The 23384-nt window shown below is 63.0% G+C and carries 23 protein-coding genes and 2 pseudogenes; 14 read left to right on the top strand and 11 right to left on the bottom strand.

Features of this window, described 5'->3' with window-relative positions:
- Positions 1 to 390 carry a response regulator gene (locus V1273_RS12230; protein WP_334367921.1) on the top strand — a complete coding sequence of 130 codons (390 nt, stop codon included), beginning with the start codon at positions 1 to 3 and terminating at the stop codon, positions 388 to 390.
- Complete coding sequence (locus V1273_RS12225; RefSeq protein ID WP_334409747.1) at positions 387 to 1634, top strand: adenylate/guanylate cyclase domain-containing protein; 1248 nt, start codon at positions 387 to 389, stop codon at positions 1632 to 1634. Before V1273_RS12230 ends, V1273_RS12225 begins: the two co-directional genes overlap by 4 nt.
- A 5-nt stretch (positions 1635 to 1639) precedes the next feature.
- On the opposite strand, the gene V1273_RS12220 is transcribed toward V1273_RS12225, so the two are convergent.
- Together V1273_RS12220 and V1273_RS12215 are read right to left on the bottom strand one after the other, a co-directional pair.
- Positions 1640 to 3214, bottom strand: coding sequence for an MDR family MFS transporter (locus tag V1273_RS12220; protein ID WP_334409746.1), 1575 nt, complete (start codon positions 3212 to 3214; stop codon positions 1640 to 1642).
- A gap of 161 nt (positions 3215 to 3375) precedes the next feature.
- The gene (locus V1273_RS12215) at positions 3376 to 3891 is read right to left on the bottom strand and encodes a YcgN family cysteine cluster protein (protein ID WP_028348904.1); all 516 of its coding nucleotides are present in this window, start codon (positions 3889 to 3891) and stop codon (positions 3376 to 3378) included.
- A gap of 275 nt (positions 3892 to 4166) precedes the next feature.
- Between V1273_RS12215 and V1273_RS12210 the strand changes: the two genes are divergently transcribed.
- The 6 genes and pseudogenes from V1273_RS12210 to V1273_RS12185 all read left to right on the top strand — a co-directional run.
- A complete protein-coding gene (locus tag V1273_RS12210; protein ID WP_334409745.1) occupies positions 4167 to 6452 on the top strand; it encodes a transglycosylase domain-containing protein in 2286 nt (761 codons plus the stop codon).
- Positions 6453 to 6604: 152 nt separating this feature from the next.
- A complete protein-coding gene (locus V1273_RS12205; RefSeq protein WP_028348906.1) occupies positions 6605 to 7183 on the top strand; it encodes a DUF1214 domain-containing protein in 579 nt (192 codons plus the stop codon).
- Positions 7180 to 7800 (top strand): DUF1254 domain-containing protein, encoded by a 621-nt coding sequence (locus V1273_RS12200; protein ID WP_334367916.1) that lies wholly within the window; start codon positions 7180 to 7182, stop codon positions 7798 to 7800. Before V1273_RS12205 ends, V1273_RS12200 begins: the two co-directional genes overlap by 4 nt.
- A gap of 193 nt (positions 7801 to 7993) precedes the next feature.
- Entirely contained in the window at positions 7994 to 8596 is a 603-nt protein-coding gene (locus tag V1273_RS12195; protein ID WP_334409744.1) for a DUF4337 domain-containing protein, read from the top strand.
- A 447-nt stretch (positions 8597 to 9043) separates the two neighbouring features.
- On the top strand, positions 9044 to 9394 hold the full coding sequence (locus V1273_RS12190; RefSeq protein ID WP_334409743.1) for a DUF2846 domain-containing protein: 351 nt from the start codon (positions 9044 to 9046) through the stop codon (positions 9392 to 9394).
- A 60-nt stretch (positions 9395 to 9454) separates the two neighbouring features.
- Positions 9455 to 9736: pseudogene (locus tag V1273_RS12185) on the top strand (DUF1254 domain-containing protein); the annotation flags it as partial.
- Positions 9737 to 10003: 267 nt separating this feature from the next.
- Here the strand turns inward: V1273_RS12185 and V1273_RS12180 are convergent.
- Complete coding sequence (locus V1273_RS12180; RefSeq protein WP_334409741.1) at positions 10004 to 10861, bottom strand: MBL fold metallo-hydrolase; 858 nt, start codon at positions 10859 to 10861, stop codon at positions 10004 to 10006.
- 93 nt (positions 10862 to 10954) lie between these two features.
- On the opposite strand from V1273_RS12180, the gene V1273_RS12175 reads away from it, so the two are divergent.
- From V1273_RS12175 to V1273_RS12165, 3 genes and pseudogenes are all read left to right on the top strand, one after another.
- Positions 10955 to 11812, top strand: coding sequence for a LysR family transcriptional regulator (locus tag V1273_RS12175; RefSeq protein WP_334382937.1), 858 nt, complete (start codon positions 10955 to 10957; stop codon positions 11810 to 11812).
- Between the two features lie 72 nt (positions 11813 to 11884).
- Positions 11885 to 12996 (top strand): annotated as a pseudogene (locus V1273_RS12170) (IS630 family transposase).
- 297 nt (positions 12997 to 13293) lie between these two features.
- Positions 13294 to 14499 carry a serine hydrolase domain-containing protein gene (locus V1273_RS12165; RefSeq protein ID WP_334382938.1) on the top strand — a complete coding sequence of 402 codons (1206 nt, stop codon included), beginning with the start codon at positions 13294 to 13296 and terminating at the stop codon, positions 14497 to 14499.
- A gap of 206 nt (positions 14500 to 14705) precedes the next feature.
- Here V1273_RS12165 and V1273_RS12160 read toward each other — a convergent pair whose 3' ends face one another.
- The 3 genes from V1273_RS12160 to V1273_RS12150 form a co-directional block, all read right to left on the bottom strand.
- Positions 14706 to 14933, bottom strand: a complete 228-nt coding sequence (locus tag V1273_RS12160) for a hypothetical protein (RefSeq protein ID WP_334382939.1) — start codon at positions 14931 to 14933, stop codon at positions 14706 to 14708.
- 200 nt (positions 14934 to 15133) lie between these two features.
- A complete protein-coding gene (locus tag V1273_RS12155) occupies positions 15134 to 15907 on the bottom strand; it encodes a hypothetical protein (RefSeq protein ID WP_334409740.1) in 774 nt (257 codons plus the stop codon).
- A 16-nt stretch (positions 15908 to 15923) separates the two neighbouring features.
- Positions 15924 to 16124, bottom strand: a complete 201-nt coding sequence (locus V1273_RS12150) for a hypothetical protein (protein WP_028348914.1) — start codon at positions 16122 to 16124, stop codon at positions 15924 to 15926.
- A gap of 243 nt (positions 16125 to 16367) precedes the next feature.
- On the opposite strand from V1273_RS12150, the gene V1273_RS12145 reads away from it, so the two are divergent.
- Positions 16368 to 17342: a DUF2336 domain-containing protein gene (locus V1273_RS12145; protein ID WP_334382942.1), complete on the top strand. Its 975-nt coding sequence runs from the start codon at positions 16368 to 16370 to the stop codon at positions 17340 to 17342.
- Positions 17343 to 17355: 13 nt separating this feature from the next.
- On the opposite strand, the gene V1273_RS12140 is transcribed toward V1273_RS12145, so the two are convergent.
- From V1273_RS12140 to V1273_RS12130, 3 genes are read right to left on the bottom strand one after another with little or no spacing between them, the layout of a single operon-like run.
- Positions 17356 to 17700, bottom strand: coding sequence for a DUF1491 family protein (locus V1273_RS12140; RefSeq protein ID WP_028348916.1), 345 nt, complete (start codon positions 17698 to 17700; stop codon positions 17356 to 17358).
- Positions 17701 to 17733: 33 nt separating this feature from the next.
- A complete protein-coding gene (locus V1273_RS12135; protein ID WP_334409739.1) occupies positions 17734 to 18468 on the bottom strand; it encodes a peptidoglycan-binding domain-containing protein in 735 nt (244 codons plus the stop codon).
- Positions 18461 to 20287 (bottom strand): ATP-binding protein, encoded by a 1827-nt coding sequence (locus V1273_RS12130; RefSeq protein ID WP_334409737.1) that lies wholly within the window; start codon positions 20285 to 20287, stop codon positions 18461 to 18463. The genes V1273_RS12135 and V1273_RS12130 overlap by 8 nt, the downstream gene beginning before the upstream one ends.
- Before the next feature lie 422 nt (positions 20288 to 20709).
- Between V1273_RS12130 and V1273_RS12125 the strand changes: the two genes are divergently transcribed.
- Both V1273_RS12125 and V1273_RS12120 read left to right on the top strand, forming a co-directional pair.
- Positions 20710 to 21141: a DUF5330 domain-containing protein gene (locus V1273_RS12125; RefSeq protein WP_334412201.1), complete on the top strand. Its 432-nt coding sequence runs from the start codon at positions 20710 to 20712 to the stop codon at positions 21139 to 21141.
- 82 nt (positions 21142 to 21223) lie between these two features.
- On the top strand, positions 21224 to 21652 hold the full coding sequence (locus V1273_RS12120; RefSeq protein ID WP_028348922.1) for a SufE family protein: 429 nt from the start codon (positions 21224 to 21226) through the stop codon (positions 21650 to 21652).
- A 21-nt stretch (positions 21653 to 21673) separates the two neighbouring features.
- Here V1273_RS12120 and V1273_RS12115 read toward each other — a convergent pair whose 3' ends face one another.
- Both V1273_RS12115 and V1273_RS12110 read right to left on the bottom strand, forming a co-directional pair.
- Positions 21674 to 22087: a MucR family transcriptional regulator gene (locus V1273_RS12115; RefSeq protein WP_065728006.1), complete on the bottom strand. Its 414-nt coding sequence runs from the start codon at positions 22085 to 22087 to the stop codon at positions 21674 to 21676.
- Positions 22088 to 22259: 172 nt separating this feature from the next.
- A complete protein-coding gene (locus V1273_RS12110) occupies positions 22260 to 23150 on the bottom strand; it encodes a DUF308 domain-containing protein (RefSeq protein WP_334367904.1) in 891 nt (296 codons plus the stop codon).
- Positions 23151 to 23384 lie beyond the last annotated feature (234 nt).

Here is a 23384-nt window from a genome sequence, read left to right as displayed (position 1 = left end):
GTGAGTGTTCTGGTTCTAGTTGTGGATGACGAGCCCGACGTGGAAGCGTTGTTCCGCCAGCAATTCCGCCGCGACCTGCGTGCACAGCGATTCGTCATGGACTTCGCCCGGTCCGCGCCGGACGCTTTGGCGCGCGTCGGCTCAACCATCGAGCATTCGCTGATCCTGATCCTGTCCGACATCAACATGCCCGGCATGACGGGGCTGGAAATGCTGCCGAAGGTCAAGGAGATGCGGCCCGAGGTGCCGGTCATCATGATCACGGCCTATGGCGATGCCGACACCAGGCGCAAGGCGCTCGAGAACGGCGCAACTGACCTTCTGAACAAACCGATCGATTTCGTGACGCTGCGTCAGAAGATCGATGCCAGACTCGAGCAAGCCGCATGACCGCAACCATCCTCGTGGTTGATGATGAGCCGGATCTGGAGGCGCTGGTCCTTCAGAAATTCCGACGGCAGGTTCGCGAGGGTTTGGTCAGCTTCATGTTTGCGCGTGACGGGCTCGCGGCGTTGCAGTCGCTAGAAGAGCATCCGCACGTCGACTTGGTGGTCGCCGACATCAACATGCCACGAATGGACGGCCTGTCGCTGCTCGCCAAGCTGCAAGAATCCGAGGACAAGAAATCGACCATTATCGTGTCGGCTTACGGCGACATGAGCAACATCCGCACCGCGATGAATCGCGGTGCGTTCGACTTCCTGACCAAGCCGATCGATTTTGCCGATCTCGAAGCGACGATCGATAAGACCCTGCGGCACATCGAAATGCTGCGCGAGGCACGTCGCCGTCAGACGGAAGCCGAGCGAGCCCATGCTTCGCTCTCCCGCTATTTCTCGCCCGAGCTCGCCAAGCGGCTTGCGGCCAGTGTGGGCGACAGCACGGAGGTGACCTGGCGCGACGTTGCGGTCATCTTCACCGACATAACCGGCTTCACCTCACTCATTGAGGCTGCCGCGCCCGAACTCCTCGGGCAGCTGCTCAACGAATATGTGACCGGAATGACCGATGTCGTCTTTGCCCATGAGGGGACCGTGGCAAAGGTGATCGGCGATGCGATCGAGGTACTGTTCAATGCGCCCAGCGACCAGCCCGACTATGCGACGCGTGCAGTCGCTTGTGCGCGGGAGCTCGACGCATGGGCGGAGGCGTTTCGCGAACGGTGGAAGGCGAAAGGCGTGAATTTCGGTGCCACCCGCATCGGCGTTCATGCGGGTCCTGCGCTGGTGGGCAATTTCGGGGGCAGCCGCTTCTTTGACTACACCGCTTACGGCGACACCATCAACACGGCGGCGCGACTCGAAGCCGCCAACAAGTTTCTCGGCACGCGAATCTGCGTCAGCGCGACAATTGCAAACGCGGTGGAGAACTTCAGGGGCCGGCCGATCGGGGATCTCGTGCTGCGTGGGCGCAGCGAACCATTGCGCGCCTACGAGCCGTTATCGGCAGCAAGTTTTGGGGCGCCAGCGACTTCACTGTATGGCGAAGCTTTCGCCAAGCTCGAGGCCGGCGATGGCAGTGCAATGCCGGCCTTTGCCGCACTTGTCGGTTCGCACGCCGAGGATCCCCTGGCCAACTTTCACCTCAAGCGATTGCTAAACGGCGCGAAGGGCGCTCGCATGCCAATCGAATAGGCGCCCTACTCCGCCATCTCCGAAGGCGTCGACGGACCGGCCAGCGGCCGTTCTTCCATCGCGATGATACACACCGCGGCGCAGGCCAAGAGCGCGGCGGCGGCTCCGAACACGTAGCGGAACGCCGTGATCATGTCGGCGACGGGGATCGCATTCGCCGGTCCCCGGTGTTCGCCGAGTGAGATACCGGCGCCGAGCGCCATCAAGAGGATCGCGCTGAAGGCAGCGACCGTGAACGACGACATCAGCGCGCGGAAGAAATTCATCGCGCCCGTGACGGTGCCGATCTGCGGGCGCGCCACTGCGTTCTGCAGCGAGACCACGCTGACCGGGAACGTCGTGCCGAGCCCGAGCGCGAACAGCGACAGGACGATCAGCAAACCCCACAGCGGCAGCGTCGTCACGGTCAGCACCATACCGAAGATCGCCGCCGCCGAGGTGCCCACGATGGCCACGCGCTTGTAGTGCTTGGCGCGCGCCATTGTCCGTCCGGCGATCGCGGCACCACAGGTGGAGATCGCGGCGAGCGGAATCAGCGCAAGCCCCGCTTCGCTCGCGGTCAGATGATAGACGACCTCGTAATACAGCGGCAGATGCACGGTCAGCCCGGTGATCGCGCCCAGTGCGCAAGCGCCCGCCACCATGGCGTATGGCACCACTGTTCCGCCGAGTAGCGGCAGCGGCAGGAACGGCTCCTCGGCATTGCGCGCGTGCCAAACAAAGGCGAGCGCCAGCGCCACCGAGGCGCCGATCATCGCCATGATCGCGGGTGACAGCCAGGCATAACGGTTGCCACCCCAGGTGAGCACCAGCATGACCACGACGGCAGACGCCATCAGCAGCACGCCGCCGAGCCAGTCGACCTTGCGGCGGCGGTGGAACACCGGGATCTTGCCCATCTTCGGCAGCAGCAGAAACATCGCGCCGACCGCAAGCGGCACGTTGATCCAGAAGATCATCGACCAGTGCAGATGCTCGGCAAACACGCCGCCGAGCACCGGGCCCATCAGCCCAGCCGCCATCCAGACGCCGCTGAAGTAGGCCTGGTACTTGCCGCGCTCGCGTGGGCTCACGACGTCGGAGATCACGGTCTGCACGACCGGCATGATGCCGCCGCCGCCAAGCCCCTGCAGGCCGCGCGCAACGATCAATACCGGCATGTTGGGCGCCACCGCGCAAAGAATCGAGCCGACCGTAAACAGGGCAAGCGAAACCGTGATCATGACGCGGCGGCCGTAGATGTCGCTCAGCGTGCCGAATACGGGTGCAACCGCGGTCGAGGCCAGGAGATAGGCGGTGATGACCCAGGACAGATTGCTGACGTCGTTGAACTGGCGGCCGATGGTCGGCAGCGCCGTCGCCACGATGGTCTGGTCGAGCGCCGCCAGGAACATCGTCAGCAGCAGGCTCATCAGGATGGTGCGGACCTCGTCCGGGGTCAGCGGCGCGGGCGGCGCAATCGGCGGCGCATCGCTGACCTCAATGACCTCTGTCGTGATGCGCGAGAGCTCGTCGCCGATATCGTCGGGCAATGTCGTCTGGTCGGCAGGTTCACGGCCCTGCCGCTGGTGCTGGTTCATGTCGGACGTAATATTGTTCTGCGCGACCAAAGCCGCCGAGATGGATTCGCCATATGGCCAGCACCTTAGAGGGCAAATTCCTCTCGGGGCAGCGCCTCGTGCGCATGGGTGCATCCCGCGAGAATATCGTCGCGTTTCCGTGATCGATCAGGACGGGAGATTCAGGCTTTGGGCCGCTTCTTGAGCCGCGCCCGCTTCGGCAACAAGGCCGGCCATTGCACGATGTGGTCCTCGAGGTCTTCGTCGGGGATCTCGTCCTCGGTGCCCTGGACCCGTCCGCGCACCGAAACGCCGGCTTCATGCACGGTATTGGGATCGCCCGAGATCAGCGGATGCCACCAATAGAGATCGCGTCCCTCGGCAACCAGCTTGTAGCCGCAGCTCGGCGGAAGCCAGCTCAGGGTGCGGACGTTCTCGGGCGTCAGGCGGACACAATCCGGAACCTTGTCGGAACGGTTCTGGTAATCCTTGCAGGTGCACAGGCCGGAATCGAGCAGTTTGCAGGAAACATGGGTAAAGTAGATTTTGCCGGTATCCTCGTCTTCGAGCTTTTCCAGGCAACAGCGCGCGCAACCATCGCACAGGCTTTCCCATTCGGCGCTGGACATCTCCTCCAACGTCTTGGTTTTCCAGAAGAAACCCTCCTGGCCGGAAGGCGATTTGCGCGGCGCGGTCATGCAATCAATCGTTTTCTCGGGTCGGTCGGCTGCGGCCCTTCTAGGAGGTCCGGCGACGGGGGCGCAAGCGGGTCTCACTACGGAGCCAAAAGCCAACGGCAGCGTTAGGGCTGACCATCAAAATGGTGAGCGAGAGCATTGGTTTATAGCCCCCGCTCGGATAGAACAATGGCGAGTCCCCGAGGACGTAAAAGCGCCTTGGGTTTGCCGCAACATCCAAGCAAGACGTCTCGACCGGCCCCGCCGGACGCGAGCAGAACAGATCAAGGGTCCCGGTGCGCCAGATCGTACCTCCAGAGTTGAAGCAGAAGATCCGGAACTTCCTTCTGGATCTGGATGCCCGTATCGACTCGACGCTGTTCTCGTCGGGCAAGGGCCTGCGCGAGCTGTATGAGCGCTACTCCACCTTCATGGACCGCTTCTATGTCGGCCGCTGGAAGCGCTGGGTCTTCATCGAGCCGTTTTCGGAAGCCGCCACGATCGGCCTTGGCGGGCTGATCGTGATGTTGGCGCTGGCAATCCCCGCGTTTCGCGAAACCGCCGATGACGACTGGCTGAAGAAATCCGATCTCGCGGTACAGTTCCTCGACCGCTACGGCAACCCGATCGGCAACCGCGGCATCAAACATAACGATTCGATCCCTCTGGAAGATTTTCCGGACAATCTGATCAAGGCGACGCTGGCGACCGAAGACCGCCGCTTCTATGACCATTTCGGCATCGACTTTCCGGGCCTGGCGCGCGCGCTCGTCACCAACGCGCAGGCCGGCGGCGTCCGCCAGGGCGGTTCGTCGATTAGCCAGCAGCTCGCCAAGAACCTGTTCCTTAACAACGAGCGCACCATCGAGCGCAAGGTGAAGGAAGCTTTCCTTGCGATCTGGCTCGAGACGCGGCTGACCAAGAACGAAATCCTGAAGCTATATCTGGACCGCGCCTATATGGGCGGCGGGACGTTCGGCGTCGACGGCGCCGCGCATTTCTACTTCAACAAGTCGGCGCGCGACGTCACTCTGGCGGAATCGGCGATGCTGGCCGGGCTGTTCAAGGCGCCGACCAAATACGCCCCGCACATCAACCTGCCCGCCGCCCGCGCCCGCGCCAACATCGTGCTCGACAACCTCGTCGATGCCGGCTTCATGACCGAAGGCCAGGTGTTCGGCGCCCGGCGCAACCCGGCCTTCGCCGTCGACCGCCGCGACGAGAATTCGCCGAACTACTATCTCGACTACGCCTTTGAGGAAATGCGCAGGCTGGTCGATACCTTCCCGAAGTCCTACACCGAGCGCGTCTTCGTGGTCCGTACCTCGATCGACATGAACGTGCAGCGCGCCGCCGAGGAAACGGTTGAAAACCAGCTCCGCCAATTCGGCCGCGACTACCACGCGACGCAGGCATCCGTCGTGGTTGCCGACCTCGACGGCGGCGTCCGCGCCATGGTGGGCGGACGTGACTATGGCGCGAGCCAGTTCAACCGCGCCACCGACGCCTACCGACAGCCGGGCTCATCATTCAAGCCCTATGTCTATGCCACGGCGCTCATGAACGGCTACAAGCCGACCTCGATCGTGGTCGACGGCCCGGTCTGCATCGGCAACTGGTGCCCGCAGAACTATGGCCATTCCTATTCCGGCTCGGTGACGCTGACCCAGGCGATCACCCGCTCGATCAACGTCGTGCCGGTGAAGCTGTCGATTGCGCTCGGCGGCAAGGTGGCGAACCCGGCCAAGGCCGGGCGCGCCAAGATTACCGAGGTGGCACGCCGGTTCGGCCTCACGGCGCCCCTGCCCGATACGCCCTCGATGCCGATCGGCTCCGATGAGGTCACCGTGCTCGAACACGCGGTCGCCTATGCGACCTTCCCGAACAAGGGCAAGGCAGTGAAACCTCATGCGGTGCTGGAAGTGCGCACCGGCGCCGGCGACCTGGTCTGGCGCTTCGACCGCGACGGCAAGAAGCCGGTGCAAGCCATTCCCGCCTCGGTGGCTGCCGACATGTCGGAAATGATGAGCCATGTCGTCAGCGAAGGCACCGCCCGCCGCGCCGCGATCGACGGCATCCCGACCGCGGGCAAGACCGGCACCACCAACGCCTACCGCGACGCCTGGTTCGTCGGTTTCACCGGCAATTTCACCTGCGCGGTCTGGTACGGCAACGACGACTACTCGCCCACCAACCGCATGACCGGCGGCTCGCTTCCCGCACAGACCTGGCACGACATCATGGTCGTCGCGCATCAGGGCGTCGAGGTGAAGGAGATCCCAGGCTTCGGCATGGGCACGAAGCAGCCCCAGCCCGCCCAATCCGCCAGCGCCGCGGCCAACGGCGCGGCACGGGCGCCGGAGACCAAGCCGGGGCCGCCGCCGGTATTGACGAAGCGCGGCGCGGATATTCTGGTGCGCGTCGAGAAACTGCTCGACGAGGCCGGGAGGGCCGCGGGCAAGACCTCGTCCAACGACCAGAAGCAGCCCTCCAAGCCGGTCACGTCAGGCGCGCTGGCGTTTCCGGAGAACTACGTGGCAGCCGCTGGCGAGCGGCCCGCGCCGGCGGAGCGAAAGAATTAAAAGGCATGATCCGGCAGAACCTTAACCGGCGTTCCTCGGAGCAGATGCGAAGCGTCCGCCCCGACATATTCGAAACAAGAGCAGCGCTTCAGGTTTCGGATGAAGCCGGTTCAAGCGGAATTTGATGCCGTGAGAGTTCGGAGCACTGGCCTGTGCGGCTGATCTTCATCACCCTGCTGGCACTGGCGCTTGCCACGGCCGTAGGTCTCGGCTCGACCTACCTGACGGCGACGCGCGGCACCGATCTCGGCACGCTCACGATCGGCGCCTGGACCGCACGGCCCAAGGCCGGCAGTTCCGAAATCGATCCCTATTCGCGCGCCTCGATCGCCCGCAGCGGCGAATTGCCTGTTGGCACCGGCGACGGCATCGCCTTCACGGCCACCACCGACGACAAGAACAAGCCGCTCGACGGGCGCTGCGACGTCATCGTCAGCGGGGTGACGCCGGCGGCCCGGTTCTGGACGCTGACGCTGTTCGACCGCAAGGGGCATCTGGTCGCCAATTCGCTGCAACGTTACGGCTTCACCAGCCAGGAAATCGTCCGCGGCTCCGACGGCGGGTTCGAGATCCGGGTGGCGGCGCGCTCGCGGGCCGGCAACTGGCTGCCGACCGGCGGCATCGAGCGCTACGCGCTGATGCTGCGGCTTTACGATACGCCGGTCGGCGTTGCGACGCGCACGCAGCGCGATGCGCCGATGCCCGCCATCACCACGGTGAACTGCCCATGATCCGGCTGGCATTCACCATCATCGCAGGCGTGCTGCTGGGCGGCGTGGTGCATCTCGTCAGCGTGCTGGCGCTGCCGCGCATCGCGACGCAAGACGCCTATTCGCGGCTGACGCCGATGACCAAAGAGAACGCCGTCACGGCGCTGCCGCTCGCCGAACCGAACAACGCGCCGATGCCGTTCATGGACCCGGCCTTTGCGGTCGCGATCTGCCGCTACGACCTCTCCGGGGGACCGCTCAAGCTGACGGTGCCGGTCAGTCAGGCCTATACGTCGGTGTCGTTCTATACCCGCAACGAGGTCGCCTACTACGCCATCAACGACCGCTCGGCCGGCCGCAAGGTTATCGAGCTCGATCTGATGACGGAGGAGCAACACGGCGAATTGCCGGAGGATGAGGAAGTCACCGCCGCCGACCGGCTGATCATCGACTCTCCCACCACGACAGGCCTGATCGTGCTCAAGGCCCTGGCGCCGGAGCCCGGCCTGATGCCGCAGGCGCAAGCCGCGCTCGCGGCATCGCGTTGCACCGTGGAGACCGAGCCGACGCCGGCCAAGCAGCCCGAGCCCGCACCGCCCGTGCCAGCCCCTGCGCCCGCGCCAAGATCCAAGCGCTGAATGACGACTTGGTCGGGGCCGACACTTACCTAGCGTAAACCTTGATCGCTGCGTGGGAATTGCCGATCCCTTCCTATGACCGATCGCGCCTGCCGCATTCTGTGGAACAAATCAACGTGCTCATGCGTCGCGATGGTGACATAACGCCGTTGTTTATCGTGCCTGCCCTTTAGGAGCGAGGAGGAGCCGATCGATGAAAGCCGAAGACGCCGCGGACATGATGGATCAGGAGAAGGAGAACGACCGCTTCAAGCAGCGCGCGGCGGTCAGCATCGCCATTCTGGCGATGCTGCTGGCCATCACCGGGCTTGGCGGCGCCAACGCCGGCAAGGAGGCGACCAACAACAACATCTATGCCGCGAACCACTATGCCTTCTACCAGGCCAAGAACATCCGCCAGACCGACTACAACCTCGCGGCCGACGCGATCGAATTGGCGTTCCTGCAGGACGGAAGCCTCAACGCCGAGGCCAGGACGGCCCTGAAGGCAAAAGCGGAGGCCTATCGCAAGACGGCGGCACGCTACGAGTCCGAGCCCGAGACGCAGGAGGGCAAGAAGGAATTGATGGCGCGGGCCAAGGACTACGAGAGCAAGCGCGACCATGCGCTGAAGCAGGATCCCTACTTCGACTATGCCGAAGCTCTTCTGCAGATCGCCATCGTGCTGATCTCGGTCTCGATCGTCGCGACGCTGCCCTGGCTTGCGATCGTCGGCGGCATCGTCGGTGCCGCGGGTGGCCTGCTGATGGTCAACGGCTACACACTGGCGGTCGAGATACCGTTTCTGGCAGCATAGAGGTCCGCACGCGGATGGTGGTGCGAGTGCTGTTTGCCAAGGACGAGGGGAGCGACGACAATGTGACACAGGCACAAGCCGCGCTCGCGGCGTCGCGTTGCACCACGGAGATCGAGCCTCCACCGGCCAAGCAACCCGAACCGGCAGCGCCCGCGCCAGCCCCTGCACCGAAGGGCAAGCGGTGAAGACGGTCTATCGCGCGGACGCGGAGATCGCGCGGAGCGAAAAGCGTTGAACAACCAAAGCGAGTATGCCTAATTGAGCCCGTGGGGCGAGGAAACAGCGAGGCAATTGCCAGCGGTTCGTTGTTTGCCGTCGATTTCGAACTGGGCGCTTTCCAATACTGAGACGGGGGCATATGAGGTCAAAAGTCGGGGCGCTGCCCCTTGTGCTTGTCGGATTTTGCTGGCGAGTTGCGCGAGTCCACGCGGCCTCGATGAACCGCCCTTGCAGATCCCGGCATTGAAGCCGGGTTACGGCCGTGTCTACTTCACCCGGCCGGGTGAATTGACGGGATCGGCTATTCAGCCCGAGATTCGGCTGAACAATGAAGTCGTCGGCAGATCGGTGCCCGGCGGCTTCTCTTATGTCGACCGCCCCCCGGGGAAATACGCCGTAACAACGGCAACCGAGGTGGAAAATGCGGTTACGTTCCAATTGGCAGCGGGCGAGACGAAGTACATCAAGACAACCGTGACACCCGGCATACTCGTCGGCCACGTCACGCCGACGCTCGAATTTCCCGAGCAGGGACAATCCGACATAGGCCGCCTCAGGTACGTCGGCACCAAATTCTGATCCCTTGCGCGGGACGAACTAAACTGCATGCCGCGGGTCCGAGCAAAGGGCCGCGTCATGACGCGCAACGAGGTCGCCTATTACGCGATCAGCGACCGCTCGGCTGGCCGCGAGGTGATTGAACTCGACCTGATGACGGAAGAGCAGCATTCCGCCCTGCCGGAGGATGAGGAGGTCACCGCCGCCGACCGACTGATCATCGATTCCCCCACCACGACTGGCCTGATCGTGCTAAAGGCCTTGGCGCCGGAGCCGGGCCTGATGCCGCAGGCACAGGCCTCGCTCGCGGCGTCGCGTTGCACCCTGCAGACCGAGCCGACGCCGGCCAAGCAACCCGAACCACCCCCCGCCACCCCCGGCGCCGCGGTCCAAGCGCTGATCACGGCCTCGACGGGATGGGTAGGAGTCGAATCGATTCCTCATTAGCGCGAAGCCAACGATCTCGTGTCCCGGACGCAGTGCAGATACTCTTCGGTGGTACACCGCAGGGCCTAGACACAAAAATCGCGAAAACAACCCCATGCAAAGTAGAATGGGCCCCGGCTCGCAGCACTCACGCCGCTTGCGTCCGGAGCACGAGATGGTCCGTCGTCACGGCCCAACCTAATCTCATCCTGCTCTAGCGTGAGCCGGCACTTCCTGGTGTTGGCCGCAGCGGCAATTCTCGTAGTCGACCGGATCGTGGCTGTTGAAGATGGTCACGGCATCGCCGTGATTGGCCTTGAGCGTTCGTAACCTCTCCTGGTTTTCGATCCGCATGGCGCGATCCATATCGCCGCGGCGCTGAAACATGCCGAGCACCAGCGGCATTCGCGGCGAAGCCTGCATCTGGCCGTGGAAGAAATAAGCGTCGCCGGCGTGCAGCAGCCATTTGTCTCCGCTTCGCACAGCGATGCCGCAATGGCCGAGCGTATGACCCGGAAGCGGGATCATCAGGATGTCGGGCTCGCGATCGCCAAGCGCGCGCACGCCCTTGAAACCGAACCAGTCCTCGCCACCCTCGTCGTAGAACGCCCATTGTGGCCCATGCTTCCACTGATCGGTAATGTAGCGCCCCTTCGGCGCCGGCGTCCGGCCGGTCACCGCCATGTCGTACTCGCGGCGATGGACGTGCACCTTCGCGTTCGGAAAATCCGGAATGCCGCCGGCATGATCGCGATCGAGATGCGTCAGCAAGAGATGCAACACGTCGCTTTTGGAATAGCCGAGCGCCTCGATCTGCCGCACGGCCGTCTCGGCCGGATCGAGCCGCGGCGTGGTCTGCCGAACCCATTTGGGTCCCAGCCGTGGCGGGTTGGCAATGTCGTCCAGCCCGATGCCGGTATCGACCAGCGCCAGCCCGTCATTGGTCTCGATCATCAGACAATGGCACACCATGCGCGCGCGCTGGAAAATGCTGCCGGTGCCATTCACCAGGCGCCGGCCGATCGGGCACATGGTGCCGGTGTTGAGATGGTGGACGCGCATGACAATGTCTCCTTCGAGGTCAGTCGCCTTGCTTGCCATCCAGAAAACCATAGGTAAAATATCGATATCTGATAGTACCAATAGGATCAGCCTATGGATATCCGCGAACTCCGCTATTTCGCGGCCGTGTTCAAGGAGCGCAACCTGACGGCGGCCGCCAAGCGCTGCTTCATCTCGCAGCCCTCGATCTCGGCGGCGATCACCAATCTGGAGGCCGAGCTCGGCACGGCGCTGTTCATCCGGCACAAGAAGGGCGTGGCACCGACGGAAGCGGCCGAACAATTCCATGCCGTCGCCCGCCGCATCATCGATGAGGCGGACGCCGCGAAAAACCTGTTCCGAAAACCTGCGACGCGGAACGCGCTGACGCTCGGCCTGATGCGCACGCTCGACCGGCCACGAACCATTGCGCTTCTGAAGCCGCTGACCGAGAGCGCCGACATCGCGCTCCGCCTCGTTGGCGTCGATGACGCCGCGGATGCACGGATCGTCTCCAAAAACCTACTGCGCGCCGACGAGCATTTCGTTCCGCTCTGGGTCGAGCGCTACGTCGCCGTGTTACCGCCATCGCATCCGCTGACGCTGAAGGAGCGGCTGCGCACCTCCGATCTCGCCAGCGCCGCCATAGTTGATCGCTGCCATTGCGAGCAGAGCGAATTCTTCAGTCGCGCTGCATCACCGTCGCGTGTGCCCGCGGCGATTGCCGAATCGGAAGACTGGGCGATGGCGCTGGTGGCGGCCGGCGTCGGCATTGCCATCGTTCCCGAAGGCGTGGCGCGCGCCAACTCCGATGTCGTCGTGCGCGCAATCGATGTCGACGTGAAGCGCGAGGTCGGGCTCGCCTACAGCGCCGGGCGGCCGCCGTCGGAGGTGCTGCAGAACTTTATCGCGAAACTGCAGCGGCAACGGCCCGGAGCAGGCCGCACCAAATCGAAGTCCCGGAGTAGCTGACTAGTCATCTGGAACGCAAGTTCGTCACATTAGAATGATAGCTCGAATCTCTCTCGATAGAGGAGAGCGCTTGTGGCGAATGCAGGTGTGAGAGGCCGGCCGATCGCGGCGTTGGTGCTGAGTGCGCAGGAGCGGACGTATTTGGAGCGGCAAGTGCGTCGTCACCGTGTTGCCCGGTCGCTATCCGAGCGGTGCCGCGCCATCCTGCGATGTGCGGACGGCTTGCCAAGCAAATCTGTGGCTGCCGAACTCGGCATCCACGAGCACACCGTTGGCAAGTGGCGCCGCCGGTTTTTGAAGGATCGCTGTGATGGTCTGCTCGACGAGGCGCGCCCCGACCGCCCTCGCACCATCAACGACGATCAGGTTGCCGCGGTGATCGAGCGAACGTTGCGTACGACACCGGCCGACGCGACGCACTGGTCGATCCGCTCGATGGCTGCGGAAACCGGCTTTTCCCACACCACGATCCGCCGAATGTGGGCGGCGTTCGGCTTGCAGCCGCACCGGAGCCAGACCTTCAAGCTGTCGAGCGATCCGCTGTTCGTCGATAAGGTACGCGATATCGTCGGCCTTTACCTGTCCCCACCGAACCGGGCCCTTGTCCTCAGCATCGATGAGAAAAGCCAGATTCAGGCACTCGATCGCGAGCGCAGCCGGTCTTGCCGATGACGCCTGGCGTGCCGGAACGTCGTACGCACAGCTATGTGCGGCATGGTACGACCTCGCTGTTTGCCGCGCTCGATGTCGCCTCGGGGTTCGTCATCGGCAAATGCTACAAGCGCCACCGAGCAGTCGAGTTCTTGAAGTTTCTAAAAGAGATCGATGCTCAAGTTCCTGAAGGCCTCGATGTCCATATCGTCATGGACAACTACGCCACCCACAAGACACCCAAGATCAAGGCGTGGCTCGCCCGACGGCCGCACTATCATGTCCACTTCACGCCGACATCCGCGTCATGGATAAATCAGGTCGAACGCTGGTTTGCTGAACTCACCAGAAAGCAAATCCAGCGAGGTGTTCACACCTCCGTCAGGCAGCTCGAAGCCGACATCCGTACCTTCATCGACCTGCACAACAAAAACCCGAAGCCCTTCAAATGGACCAAGTCTGCTGACCAGATTTTGGCTTCAGTCAAACGCTTCTGTCACAAAGCCCAGCGAACTTTATGTGGCGAACTTTAGATTCACGTGACTAGGATGCGTACTCAGAAATCGAGATTGATTGGCGCGGCTGATCGATGTCCGCTATGCCCCGGATAGCGACCAAATTCCTCATCGCAGCGAAATGACGCGATGGGCCAATAAGCGACATTGCGCACCGTAACGGCAGTAGCAAACCTCATTCAAATCGATATGCTGAATGTGCCACAAGCGCACGCAGAGCGAGCCACTTTATCTTCGCGGAAGCACGCCATGACGCATATGCAACACTCACTGACAAAGGCCCTGGCATTCTTCAGTGCAATCGGATGTGTTCTTATGACTGTCGCGCTCTCGACAGCTATCTATCCTGCTATCAAGAACCCTTCGATAGGGGGATTTTCGCAGATTACCTCTTGGTACAAGAAACGGATTGATGCGGTCGACCCTTCGGGCAAGGACCTGTCGGGTGCAGTCATCGCCATAGCTAAAGAGGGCAAGCTTGCCTATCTTCAACCCATTGGCTTCCAAGATCGCGCCAAGACCATTCCCATGACGACCGGCTCGATTTTCTGGATCGCGTCGATGACCAAGCCGATCACCAGTGTTGCAGCCATGATGCTGGTAGACGACGGCAAGCTCGATCTCGATGCTCCGGTCGCGAAATACCTGCCCGAGCTGAAGACCATGCAAGTCGCGACCGCGAAGCCTAACCCGGCGTCAGGGAAGATCGACATTGCGCTAGAACCGCCGAAGCGACCAATGACCGTGCGCGACCTGCTTCGTCATACTTCCGGCTTGGTCTATCCGCCGCAATTTGTGGATGAGCCGATCAACAGGCTCTACGCCAAGGCCGCTTTCAAGCCGGACAATTCCCTCGCCGAGTTTGTGACAAGTCTTTCGAGCTTGCCGCTGGCACACCAACCGGGTGAGGTCTGGGAATATAGCTGGGGCGTAGATGTTCTGGCGAGGGCTGTCGAAGTTGCTTCCGGCCAGCAGTTTGATCAATTCCTGCAGAGCCGCATTTTCAAGCCCCTCGGGATGGTTGACACCGGCTTCTATGTACCGAGCGAAAACCTCGGCCGCGTGGTCGAGGCACCAACGACGCGTCCTCCTCAATTTGACATCACAAAGCCGCGCAAGCTCCTTTCAGGTGGCGGCGGACTTGCCTCGACGGCTCTCGACTACTTGCGCTTCTGCCAAATGTTGCTCAATGGCGGTGAGCTCGACGGAGTTAGGATACTCGCACCTGAGACAGTGAAGCTGATGACCGCCAACGCGCTACCATACGATGTTAGCTTTGTGGGCCGCAGTGTCGGCCCAGACCATGGGACAACGTTTGGCCTCGGCTTTGCCATTCGCACCAGCGGCGGGTCAGTCGGCAGTTTTGGTTGGAGTGGAGTTTGGGGGACGCAGTTCTGGGTTGATCCGGCGCAGAAGGTGATCGCTGTACAGATGATCCAGGTCGCACCAGAAAAGGTCAGCGATTATTTCACGGCGATGCGCAATCTGACGTACGGAGCGCTGAATATCTCGCAACATTGAGTTCTCGCGACTTGCCGAATGCCGAAGGCGACCGCTGCCGCGCGGCGACGTGCAGAAGCGGATTGCCGAGGTCCGCAACGGGTCAATCACGTCGTTCTGAGGATGCGCGGATGACTTCCGCTCTACCCCAATAAGCGGACATCTTGGGAGGGGGCTCGACTTCGCAAAGATGCCAATAGTCGACGTTAGCGAACATATTGTCGGGATCAGTTTTCCGGCTGTGACTTCCCGACCAACTTTATCTGGCCCGGATAGTCGATCGGCTCAGGATCGCGTATTCCGGCTTCCTCTCGGCGAAACTGCTTATCCGCCTCCGTCCATCGCCCAAACCGGATGTTGACGATCTCCATCAAGCCGACGCTCGCAAACGCCTCAATTGCGTGTTCTCCGGCCCACATTGAGCGGCTGTCGACTTCGTCGCCGTACTTGTCCAAATATTTGATCGACGATCAAGACGAGCGCTACCAAGAGCTTTTGCCCACTGTCAGTCATGCCTTTTCCTCGCGTAGTTTCGCGGTGAGCCGTCAGCGTACACGGTTTGCAGATGCGAAGAGCGAAAGGTGCCGCCCTTCCGTGCGCGGCTTCTGTCACAAAGCTCAGCAAACCCTATGTGACGAACTTTAGATTCGCGTGACTACCCCTTCACCGTCACGGCGCGCCCGATCACAGGCTGGGCCGCAACTGGCGGATTGGCTGTTTGCGCGGCGAGCTCGCCGATCAGACGGTCGGCGTCGGCGGCGATACCGTCCGGCGCGTGGATCACCAGCCGCTCCAGCGCCCAGCGGTACGATGAAATGCGCCGCTCCAGGCATTGCTGGACCCATTGCACGATCAGCGTGTTCTCTTCCATGCGCGCGATCGCATCCGCCTGTTCGCGCGGCGACAATTCCGACACCATCTTCAGGCTGGCGCTGCGCTTGCGGTCGAGCTCGATGACGCGGATGGCGGAGGCAAAGAACGGCTCGAACCTCGTGATGTCGTTGCGAACGTCCTCGATCAACTGCTGATAACGCGAGGTGTGCGAGCGGTGCGGCTCGTCGATCAAAGCGCGTCCGTACGTGGTGCGGTCGAACACCACCTTCTGCCGCCATGGCGAGGGCAGCGGCTGGTAATCACCGAACACGCTCTTCCAGGCGGGCCGCGAATGCGGCGGTTCGATCAGGGGATAGGCGAGATCGCGAAGCTGGCGTTCGTTTTCGGTGAGTTGGAAATGCGAAGGTTTCAGGCCGACGCTGGCCGTGGCCTCGGCCCCTAACCAGCGGTGCATGTCGTCGTTACGCATATCGGCGCGGGTGCGGCCGAAATCGCCGCCGCTGCAACCGCCGAGCGCTGCGCTTACAACAAGCAGCATGAGAGCCGGGAGTGACCGAAGCCCGGTGGTCCGAATCGGGAGGCTCAGCTCCGGCATTGCAAACGTCCGTCGTTCAGGGGCGCCGACGGCGACGGCGACCAGGCGCCGTCCCCTCTTCCGGCCCGCGCCCATCACCGGTTCCGCCGGCTTCGCGTTCGATACGGACAACAGGAAGAATCAGCACGGTACCCAGGCCATCGCGTGGAGCGCCATCCATGGTTGAGCCCGGCCGCCGCGAAGCCGCATCCGCCGGAAATTCAATGATGGTGCCCATATTCCGTTCTCTCTGGTTGCCGCGGTCACGATTTTGACCGGCGACATGCCATTATTCAGAACAGAACGTGGTTAACGGCATCTTAATTTGTGCAGGCGGTACAGTTACGGGTTCCGCGGCGCATGCCGCCTGCCGAAAGCTCGCATTTTATCGGATTTCTTCAGGGGCTGTTTTCCTTAACCAACTCTTAAAACGCCCTGCGTAGGCTGACGCGAAGGATTATCGAAGTCGCGTACACCTGACATGACTGCAGCTCCATTGTTTCCGGGATTCGACGGGCTGATGACGCTCTCGCGCCGCGAGGGCGTCGATATCCGCCCGACCTTGCTGCGCGTGCTGACCGACCTTTATGTCCAGACCAGCGCCCATTCCGCCGACGAGGAGCGGCAGTTCGTTGAACTGACGTCCCGCCTGATCGATCAGGTCGACGACGCCACCCGCGCGGCGGTGCGGGCGCGGCTCGCGATCTATCCGGCGACACCGGCCGAGATCATGGACAGGCTCGGCCTGCGGCGTGCGCACCCCGATCAGCCCCTGCCGCTCGCGGCTGCAATCACCGCTCCCCCGACCGACGCGCCGACGGTGAAGGCGCCGACCGAGGCGCAGTTGCGGATGGCGTCCAACCTGGCAATGCGGCCCAACGATGCTGCCGAAATCAGCGACATGTTCTTCACGGCCGGTCCCAGCGAGCGCGCGCTGATCCTGCACAATCTCGCCGACACGCCGCTGAAGGCCTCGGCGCGAATTCCCGCAGCCCGCGTCGCCCGCGCGCTTCATATCCTGGAAATGGCCGCGTTCGCCGAGGACGCCGAAAGCTTCGCGCTCGAACTCGGCGACGCCCTGATCCTGCCATCGCGGATCGCAACGCAAGTTGTCAATGATCCCGGCGGCGAGCCGCTGGCATGCGCAGCGAAGGCGCTCGACATGCCGAGCGCAATCTTCCAGCGCGTGCTGCTGTTCCTCAATCCGGAATTCGGCTCATCCGTGCACAACGTCTATCGCTTGTCGCGACTTTACGACCGTTTGAGCGAACGATCCGCGCTCGTCATGCTGGCCGCATGGCGCGGCTCGACCATGGCAGTCAGCCGCGCCAAATATCGCGCCGCTCTGTACGACGAAGAACGGCACCGCCCGCGTGCGGCGGGTTCGCAAACACGTCCCGCGGTCCAGCCTGGAACCGCGCCGGTACGCACCGGCACCGACGGCTCGAAGCGCTAGGCGTTCGGCGCTTCTAGGCTTTGGCCAAATCGAGAAAGTGCCGCCCTGCGCGATCTTCGGTCTCGACGATCCAGGCGTCGGGATCGAAACGGAGTTCCTTGGCGAGACGCTCCTCCACCGATTGCTCGGGCACCGGCTGCGGCGAGGCCGGCGCGAACAGCCGCTCGGCTGGACGACTCTCGTCATAGACGGTCTGCGGCGCAGGCGCATACAGCATGGCGTTGCCGTCGAGCAGCGCCACCTTGACGAACACCGCCCCCGCCTCCTCTGCCCCGCGCTTGCGCACGGCGCCAAAAATTCCCTCGTTCTGGCAGCGGCGCAGGTATGCGGCCACCCAGATGCTTGATTTCAATCGCATGGGATCGACGATAGGCCAGCGACCGGGCGGATGCTAGTCGATCGGATGCCCGATCATCGCCGTGAGCTCCTTCACCAGGCGATCGGACATCTGGCCGGTCACCGGCAGTTTGCGGTCGCGCTCGAATTTCGAGATCGCGGTCTGGGTGTCCGCACCGACCGCGCCGGTCGGTTTCAACTGGCCGTAGCCATATTGCGTCAGTGCGCGCTGCACCGCCGCGACGCGGCGCGCGCCGGCGCTTTGCCCATTCGTCGGAATCGGCGCCGGCGGTCGCACCACATTGGAAGGGGCCGCGGCGGGCGCGCCGGTCGACTTGACCACCAGATTGGCCATCGGATCGGCGTTCTTGGAATCGTTGTTCCTGGAATCGTTGTTCCTGGACTCGGTGCTCTTGGTCTCGACGTGTTTGGGATCGGCACCCCTCACCTCGACCGGCCTGATTTCCGGCGGATCAGAATCGACCGGCCTTGTTATTTCGACCGGGCGCGGGCGCGGCAGCGGACTTACGACCGCCGCTTGCGGCGCCGGCAGCGTCACGACCGAGCCGAACATCGGCGACGGATGGCGGCCGGCCTGCAGGAACAGCGCATTGGCGACAATGGCGCAGATTGCGGCAGCCGCGAGCAAGCCCGCGATCATGTCTTTCGGACTGTGCAGGAGAATGCGCATCACGAGGCCGCGCTCTTGCTCCGCTTCGATCGCAACCGCTTTCGCGCCGCGACGGCGGCGGCGCGGCATCTCGTCATCGTCGTCAATACGCCTAGGCACGTTTCTTCACCTGATGGACTTCATCCTGAGATTCCGGATCCTGAGATTCGGGTCGCTCCGCCGGTTTCAGCGTCGCGACGTTGTTCGAAGTGGTCAGCGAAGGCGCAAAGTCAAGCGGCAAGGTAACAGCCACCGTGGTACCCTCGCCGACCCTGCTCTGCACGTTCATCTCGCCGTTGTGCAATCCAACCAGACCCTTGACGATCGACAGGCCGAGGCCGGTGCCTTCGTGCTTGCGCTGATAGGTCTTGCCGGCCTGGAAGAACGGATCGCCGATCCGCGCGAGATCCTCAGCCGGAATACCGACCCCGGTATCGGTGACGCTCAGCATCAGCCGCGATCCCTCGACCGCAGCGGAAACCGTCACGCTGCCGCCGCGCTCGGTGAACTTGATGGCGTTGGTGATGAGGTTCAGCGCGATCTGCTTGAACGCGCGGGGATCGCCGTTCATCACGGGCAAGTCCTCTGCTGCGCGCGTGATCAGGTCGACACCATTGTCGCGCGCCTTCAGCGCCAGCAAATTGCAACAATGCAGCAGTGCCGCGCGCGGCGCAAACGGCTCCGGCGAAATTTCGAAATTGCCGGTTTCCATCTTGGACATGTCGAGGATGCCGTTGACGACCGACAACAGATGCTGGCCGGAATCGTTGATCAACTGCGCATATTCCCTGCGGCGCGCGGCGTCGAGCATCATCGCCTCTTCGTGCACGATCATCTCGGAGAAGCCGATGATGGCGTTCAGCGGGGTGCGCAGTTCGTGGCTCATGGTAGCCAGGAACCGCGTCTTGGAGGCATCCGCCTGCTCGGCGGCGGTGCGCGCCATTTCAAGCGCCTGCTCCTGGATCTTGCGGTCGGTGACGTCGCGCATCACGGCGACGACATCGGCCTCGGGCGAAACCTGCTCGAGCGGTCGGCAACGCATCTCTACCCAGATGAAATCGGCGGAAGCGTTCTGGCCGCGGACCGCGTCGCGGCGCAGGCGGAATTCGACGCTGCGCTGCTCGCTGCCGCGCGCGGCATCCGACAGGGCCGTGAGATAGGCCGGACGATCGGCGACATGGACGCGGTCGAACAGTCCATGGCCGGTGAGCCGGGCGCCGGGCGTGCCGAGCATGGCTTCCGCCGCCGGCGAAATGAACTCCACGGCACCGCTGCGGTTGTGACGCGAAATCACGTCGCTCATGTTTCGCGCCAGCAGGCGATAGCGGTCTTCCTCGAGATAAAGCAGCGACACTGAAGTGCGCGCCAGCGATTCCGCGCTAACGGCCAGTCCCGCCGCATAGAGCGTTGCCGACGCAACGCCAGCACCCATCAGGACGCCGTGCAGCGCCGCGTTCGGCTCCGCCATCGGTAGCAGGTGAAAATGCCCGAGCGCGATCAGCAAGGCGACGCATGACAGCGCAAGCGCAGAGGCAAACACGACCACGCGGCGCGAGGCCGACAGCGCCGCTTCCAGGGGAACGACGATGAGCCAGACCGCGGCGAACGATTCGATACCGCCGGTGGTCACGGCCACCATCATGACAAGGCCCGCCAGCGCCAGCGCGGACAGGATATGCGCGCTCTCGTAGCGGCCGGTGCGCGAGAGGAACCAGGACAACAGGATGGGTGCGATCAGCCAGGCGAAGGCCGCGACCTCGAGCGCCGTGGGCGCCCCGCGCATCGCCAGATAGACCGGAAAGGCCGCAAGCGCCACCAGGCTGCCGAGCAGCCGCGGCGCCATGAAAGCACGATGACGCGCACTCGTCAGCGCATCATATCGTGCCGAGGGATGCAGCAGCGCATCGAGACAATCGCGGATGATACTCAAAACAGTCACGGCTCTCGCGCTTCGGCTTGTTCGTCAGACAGACGCACCGGAACGCCCCCTTATCTTTGCGTCACCGTGTCAGAGTGAGCTTAAGCGAACGCTAAGGCCCGGCGCATGGCCGACCAACAACGCGCATCCGCGGAGGTTTGACGTCTCACGCGACGGTCATTCGACCCGGATGGTGAACGGCAGGTTTCCAGCGCGATCGATCTATGGTTTCGAAATGGTGGATGCGCGAACGGCGCGAATTTTCGCGCGGCGGTGATCGTCAATCGAAAATTTACGCCGAATCGAATCGTTGCGGTTTTCAGAAAATTTTCGGCGATTTTACCTCAATGCAAACACTTGCGATTTATCGAGGGCTGTTAGTCAGAAACAAAGCCAGCGGACTTAACCGCAACACAACCATAAGAGACGACCGGGGTCGCGAGATGTTTTTTCTGCTTCGCATGGCATTCTGGCTCGGGCTCGTGCTCGTGCTGTTGCCCAGAGAAAAGACGCCTGAATCGGACAAGGTGCCGCAGATCGGCGCGTCCGAGGCCGTATCGGCTGCGACCGCCGCCGTCTCTGACATGGGCCAGTTCTGCAAGCGCCAGCCGGCGGCCTGCGAGGTCGGTGGCCAGGCCGCCACCGCGCTTGGCCAGCGCGCCCAGGAGGGCGCCCGCCAATTGTACAAGATCATCACCGACAAGAAGCCCGAGCCGCCCGCCGTCCCCGACAAGAAGCCCGACCATACCAGCTCGATCGGCACCGCCGGCGACGCCGAGGCCGTGATCGCGGCCGCTTCGCCCGCTGAAGCGCTGACGGAGGACGACATGGCGATCGAATGGCGGCTGCCGCGGACGCCGTTGGCTTCAAAATAAGGCCGCGGAACCGGTTCCGTTTCCGTCGCTTTCGTGCGGTCGGCATCCTATATAAGGCGTACTGAAACGGACGCGGGCCAAGATGACGATCGACGAGATCAGGGACAATTTCGAACTGCTTGACGAGTGGGACGACCGCTACCGGTACGTCATCGAACTCGGCCGCACGCTCGACCCGATGCCGGAGGCCGAGCATTCCGCCGAGAACAAGGTCAATGGCTGCGTCAGCCAGGTCTGGCTTTCCAGGCAGATCGATCGCAGCGGCAACGGCGAACCGCGGCTGAAATATCTGGGCGACAGCGACGCTCACATCGTGCGCGGCCTGATCGCGATCCTGCTCACGCTCTATTCCGGCCGCACGCCGCAGCACATCCTTTCAACCGATGCGCTCGCGGTATTCGACGAATTCGGATTTCGCGAGCACCTGACGCCGCAGCGTTCCAACGGCCTACGCTCCATGGTCGAGCGCATCCGCTCCGACGCGCGTGAGGCGCTTGCCGCGGCCTCGTAGACACCGTCGCATTGACCGGGCTTACTTCCGCTTCCGCGCCTGCTGGCCAAGTCCCATCTTCTTGGCAAGTTGCGAACGCGCCACCGCGTAGTTAGGCGCCACCATGGGATAATCCGGCGGCAGCCCCCATTTGTCGCGGTATTGCTCCGGCGTCATGTTGTACTGCGTGCGCAGATGGCGCTTCAGCGACTTGAAGCGCTTGCCGTCCTCCAGACAGACCAGATATTCCGGCGTCATCGACTTCTTCACCGACACGGCCGGCTTGGCTGGCTCTAGCGGGGTCTCGGGCCGGCCGCTCGACACCCGCATCAGCGCGGCGTGGACCTGGCTGATCAGGTTCGGGATTTCCGAGGCCTGGGTCGGATTATTGCTGAGATAGGCCGATACGATATTGGCGGTCAGTTCGACGGGCGTCTTGCCTGCGGGATCGGTCATGGCTCAACCTTCTGGGATCACGATGCATCTGTACGGTTCGGACAGTATCCAACCGCGCCTATACATCGGCGGCATCCTATACAACTTGGCGTATATGAACGAAGTGCCGGGAAATTGACAAGAACGGCGCTGCTTTATTTCCAATAGTCGCCGTCCGGCAAGTATTGCCGGTTCAGGACCGCTGATCGAGATGCGCGCGCAGTTCGTCGATCGAGGCGAAGCGCATCATCCCCTCCGGCATCTGGGCCTCGATCGAACCGTCGGAGTAGAGGGAGTAGGCCATGCCATCGACGACACCGGACTTCAGCACGGTCACCGCCGGCTGATCCTCCGTGCGCGGCGGTCCACCATTGGCTTCCGCGGGTGCCGGGGGTGTGCGGCCGCCGCGGCGCTGCAGCGGGTGTTCGCTGGATTTTGCGCGTTCCGCTTTCGGCCAGGCATTCTCGAACGACGCCCGCGGCGGTTCGTCCGGCTCGACCGGCGGCACGGCGGGTGGATTGGAACGAAGGTCCGATGACAAAAGATCCGGCGGCAGCGGCTCACTGGCGCGCCCCTGCGCGCGCTCGCGCTCCCTTCGTGACGTCGATGAAAACAGCAAATTGCGCTTCGGTTTCGGAGCCGATGGTGGCGGTTCGGGGTGGGTCGGCTCCGGGATCGGGTGATCCCGCAGGACAGCCTCGTTCTGCCAAGGCGGCGGCGCCGCTGACGAGAAAGGCGGCGGTGCCGTTGGGGAGAACGGTCCGGGACCAGCGGGCAGTTCGGCGGCCGGGAAACCGCCGCCGAAGGGAGCGGAATCCCGCGTCGCGGCAGCAGGAAGCACCGGCCGCACCGCGGCCTCGCCGCGCGCTTCAGCCATACTAGCGCCGAGCCGCCGCGCAACGTTCTTCAGTTCCCGGACCGCTATCCAGAGCGCGAGCATGATCGCACCGGCGCAGACGCCTATCACGCCGGCGATGATGAGCGTGTTGCCGGTGCTGAATTCCTTGATCGGGATCCCGAAGCCGATCGCCAGCAGCCCCGCCAAAACGAGGCCGATCCCGGCGACCAACATAACAACCATCATAGAACTAACCCCTCAGCCGCGCCCGAAACGCTCGCAAGCCGCCCAACGCCACGATACCGTCATATTGTGCGCATCGCCACCCGCCAATTGCACACTGGGTTCCGCATGGCGTTGTTCGGTTACAGGAATCCTGGACGCAGGTGTTTCGTGCCATTCAGGTGCCGTTCACTCCGGCGCCCGTAACTTTACCGCCTACCAATTACTGCCCTTTTGTTGCATTGCATCAGGGATTTA

Origin of the sequence: Bradyrhizobium sp. AZCC 1721 (assembly GCF_036924715.1) — a bacterium.
GTDB lineage: Bacteria > Pseudomonadota > Alphaproteobacteria > Rhizobiales > Xanthobacteraceae > Bradyrhizobium.
Note: the sequence above shows the minus strand (reverse complement) of the source record. Positions and strands in the feature narration are given on the sequence as shown.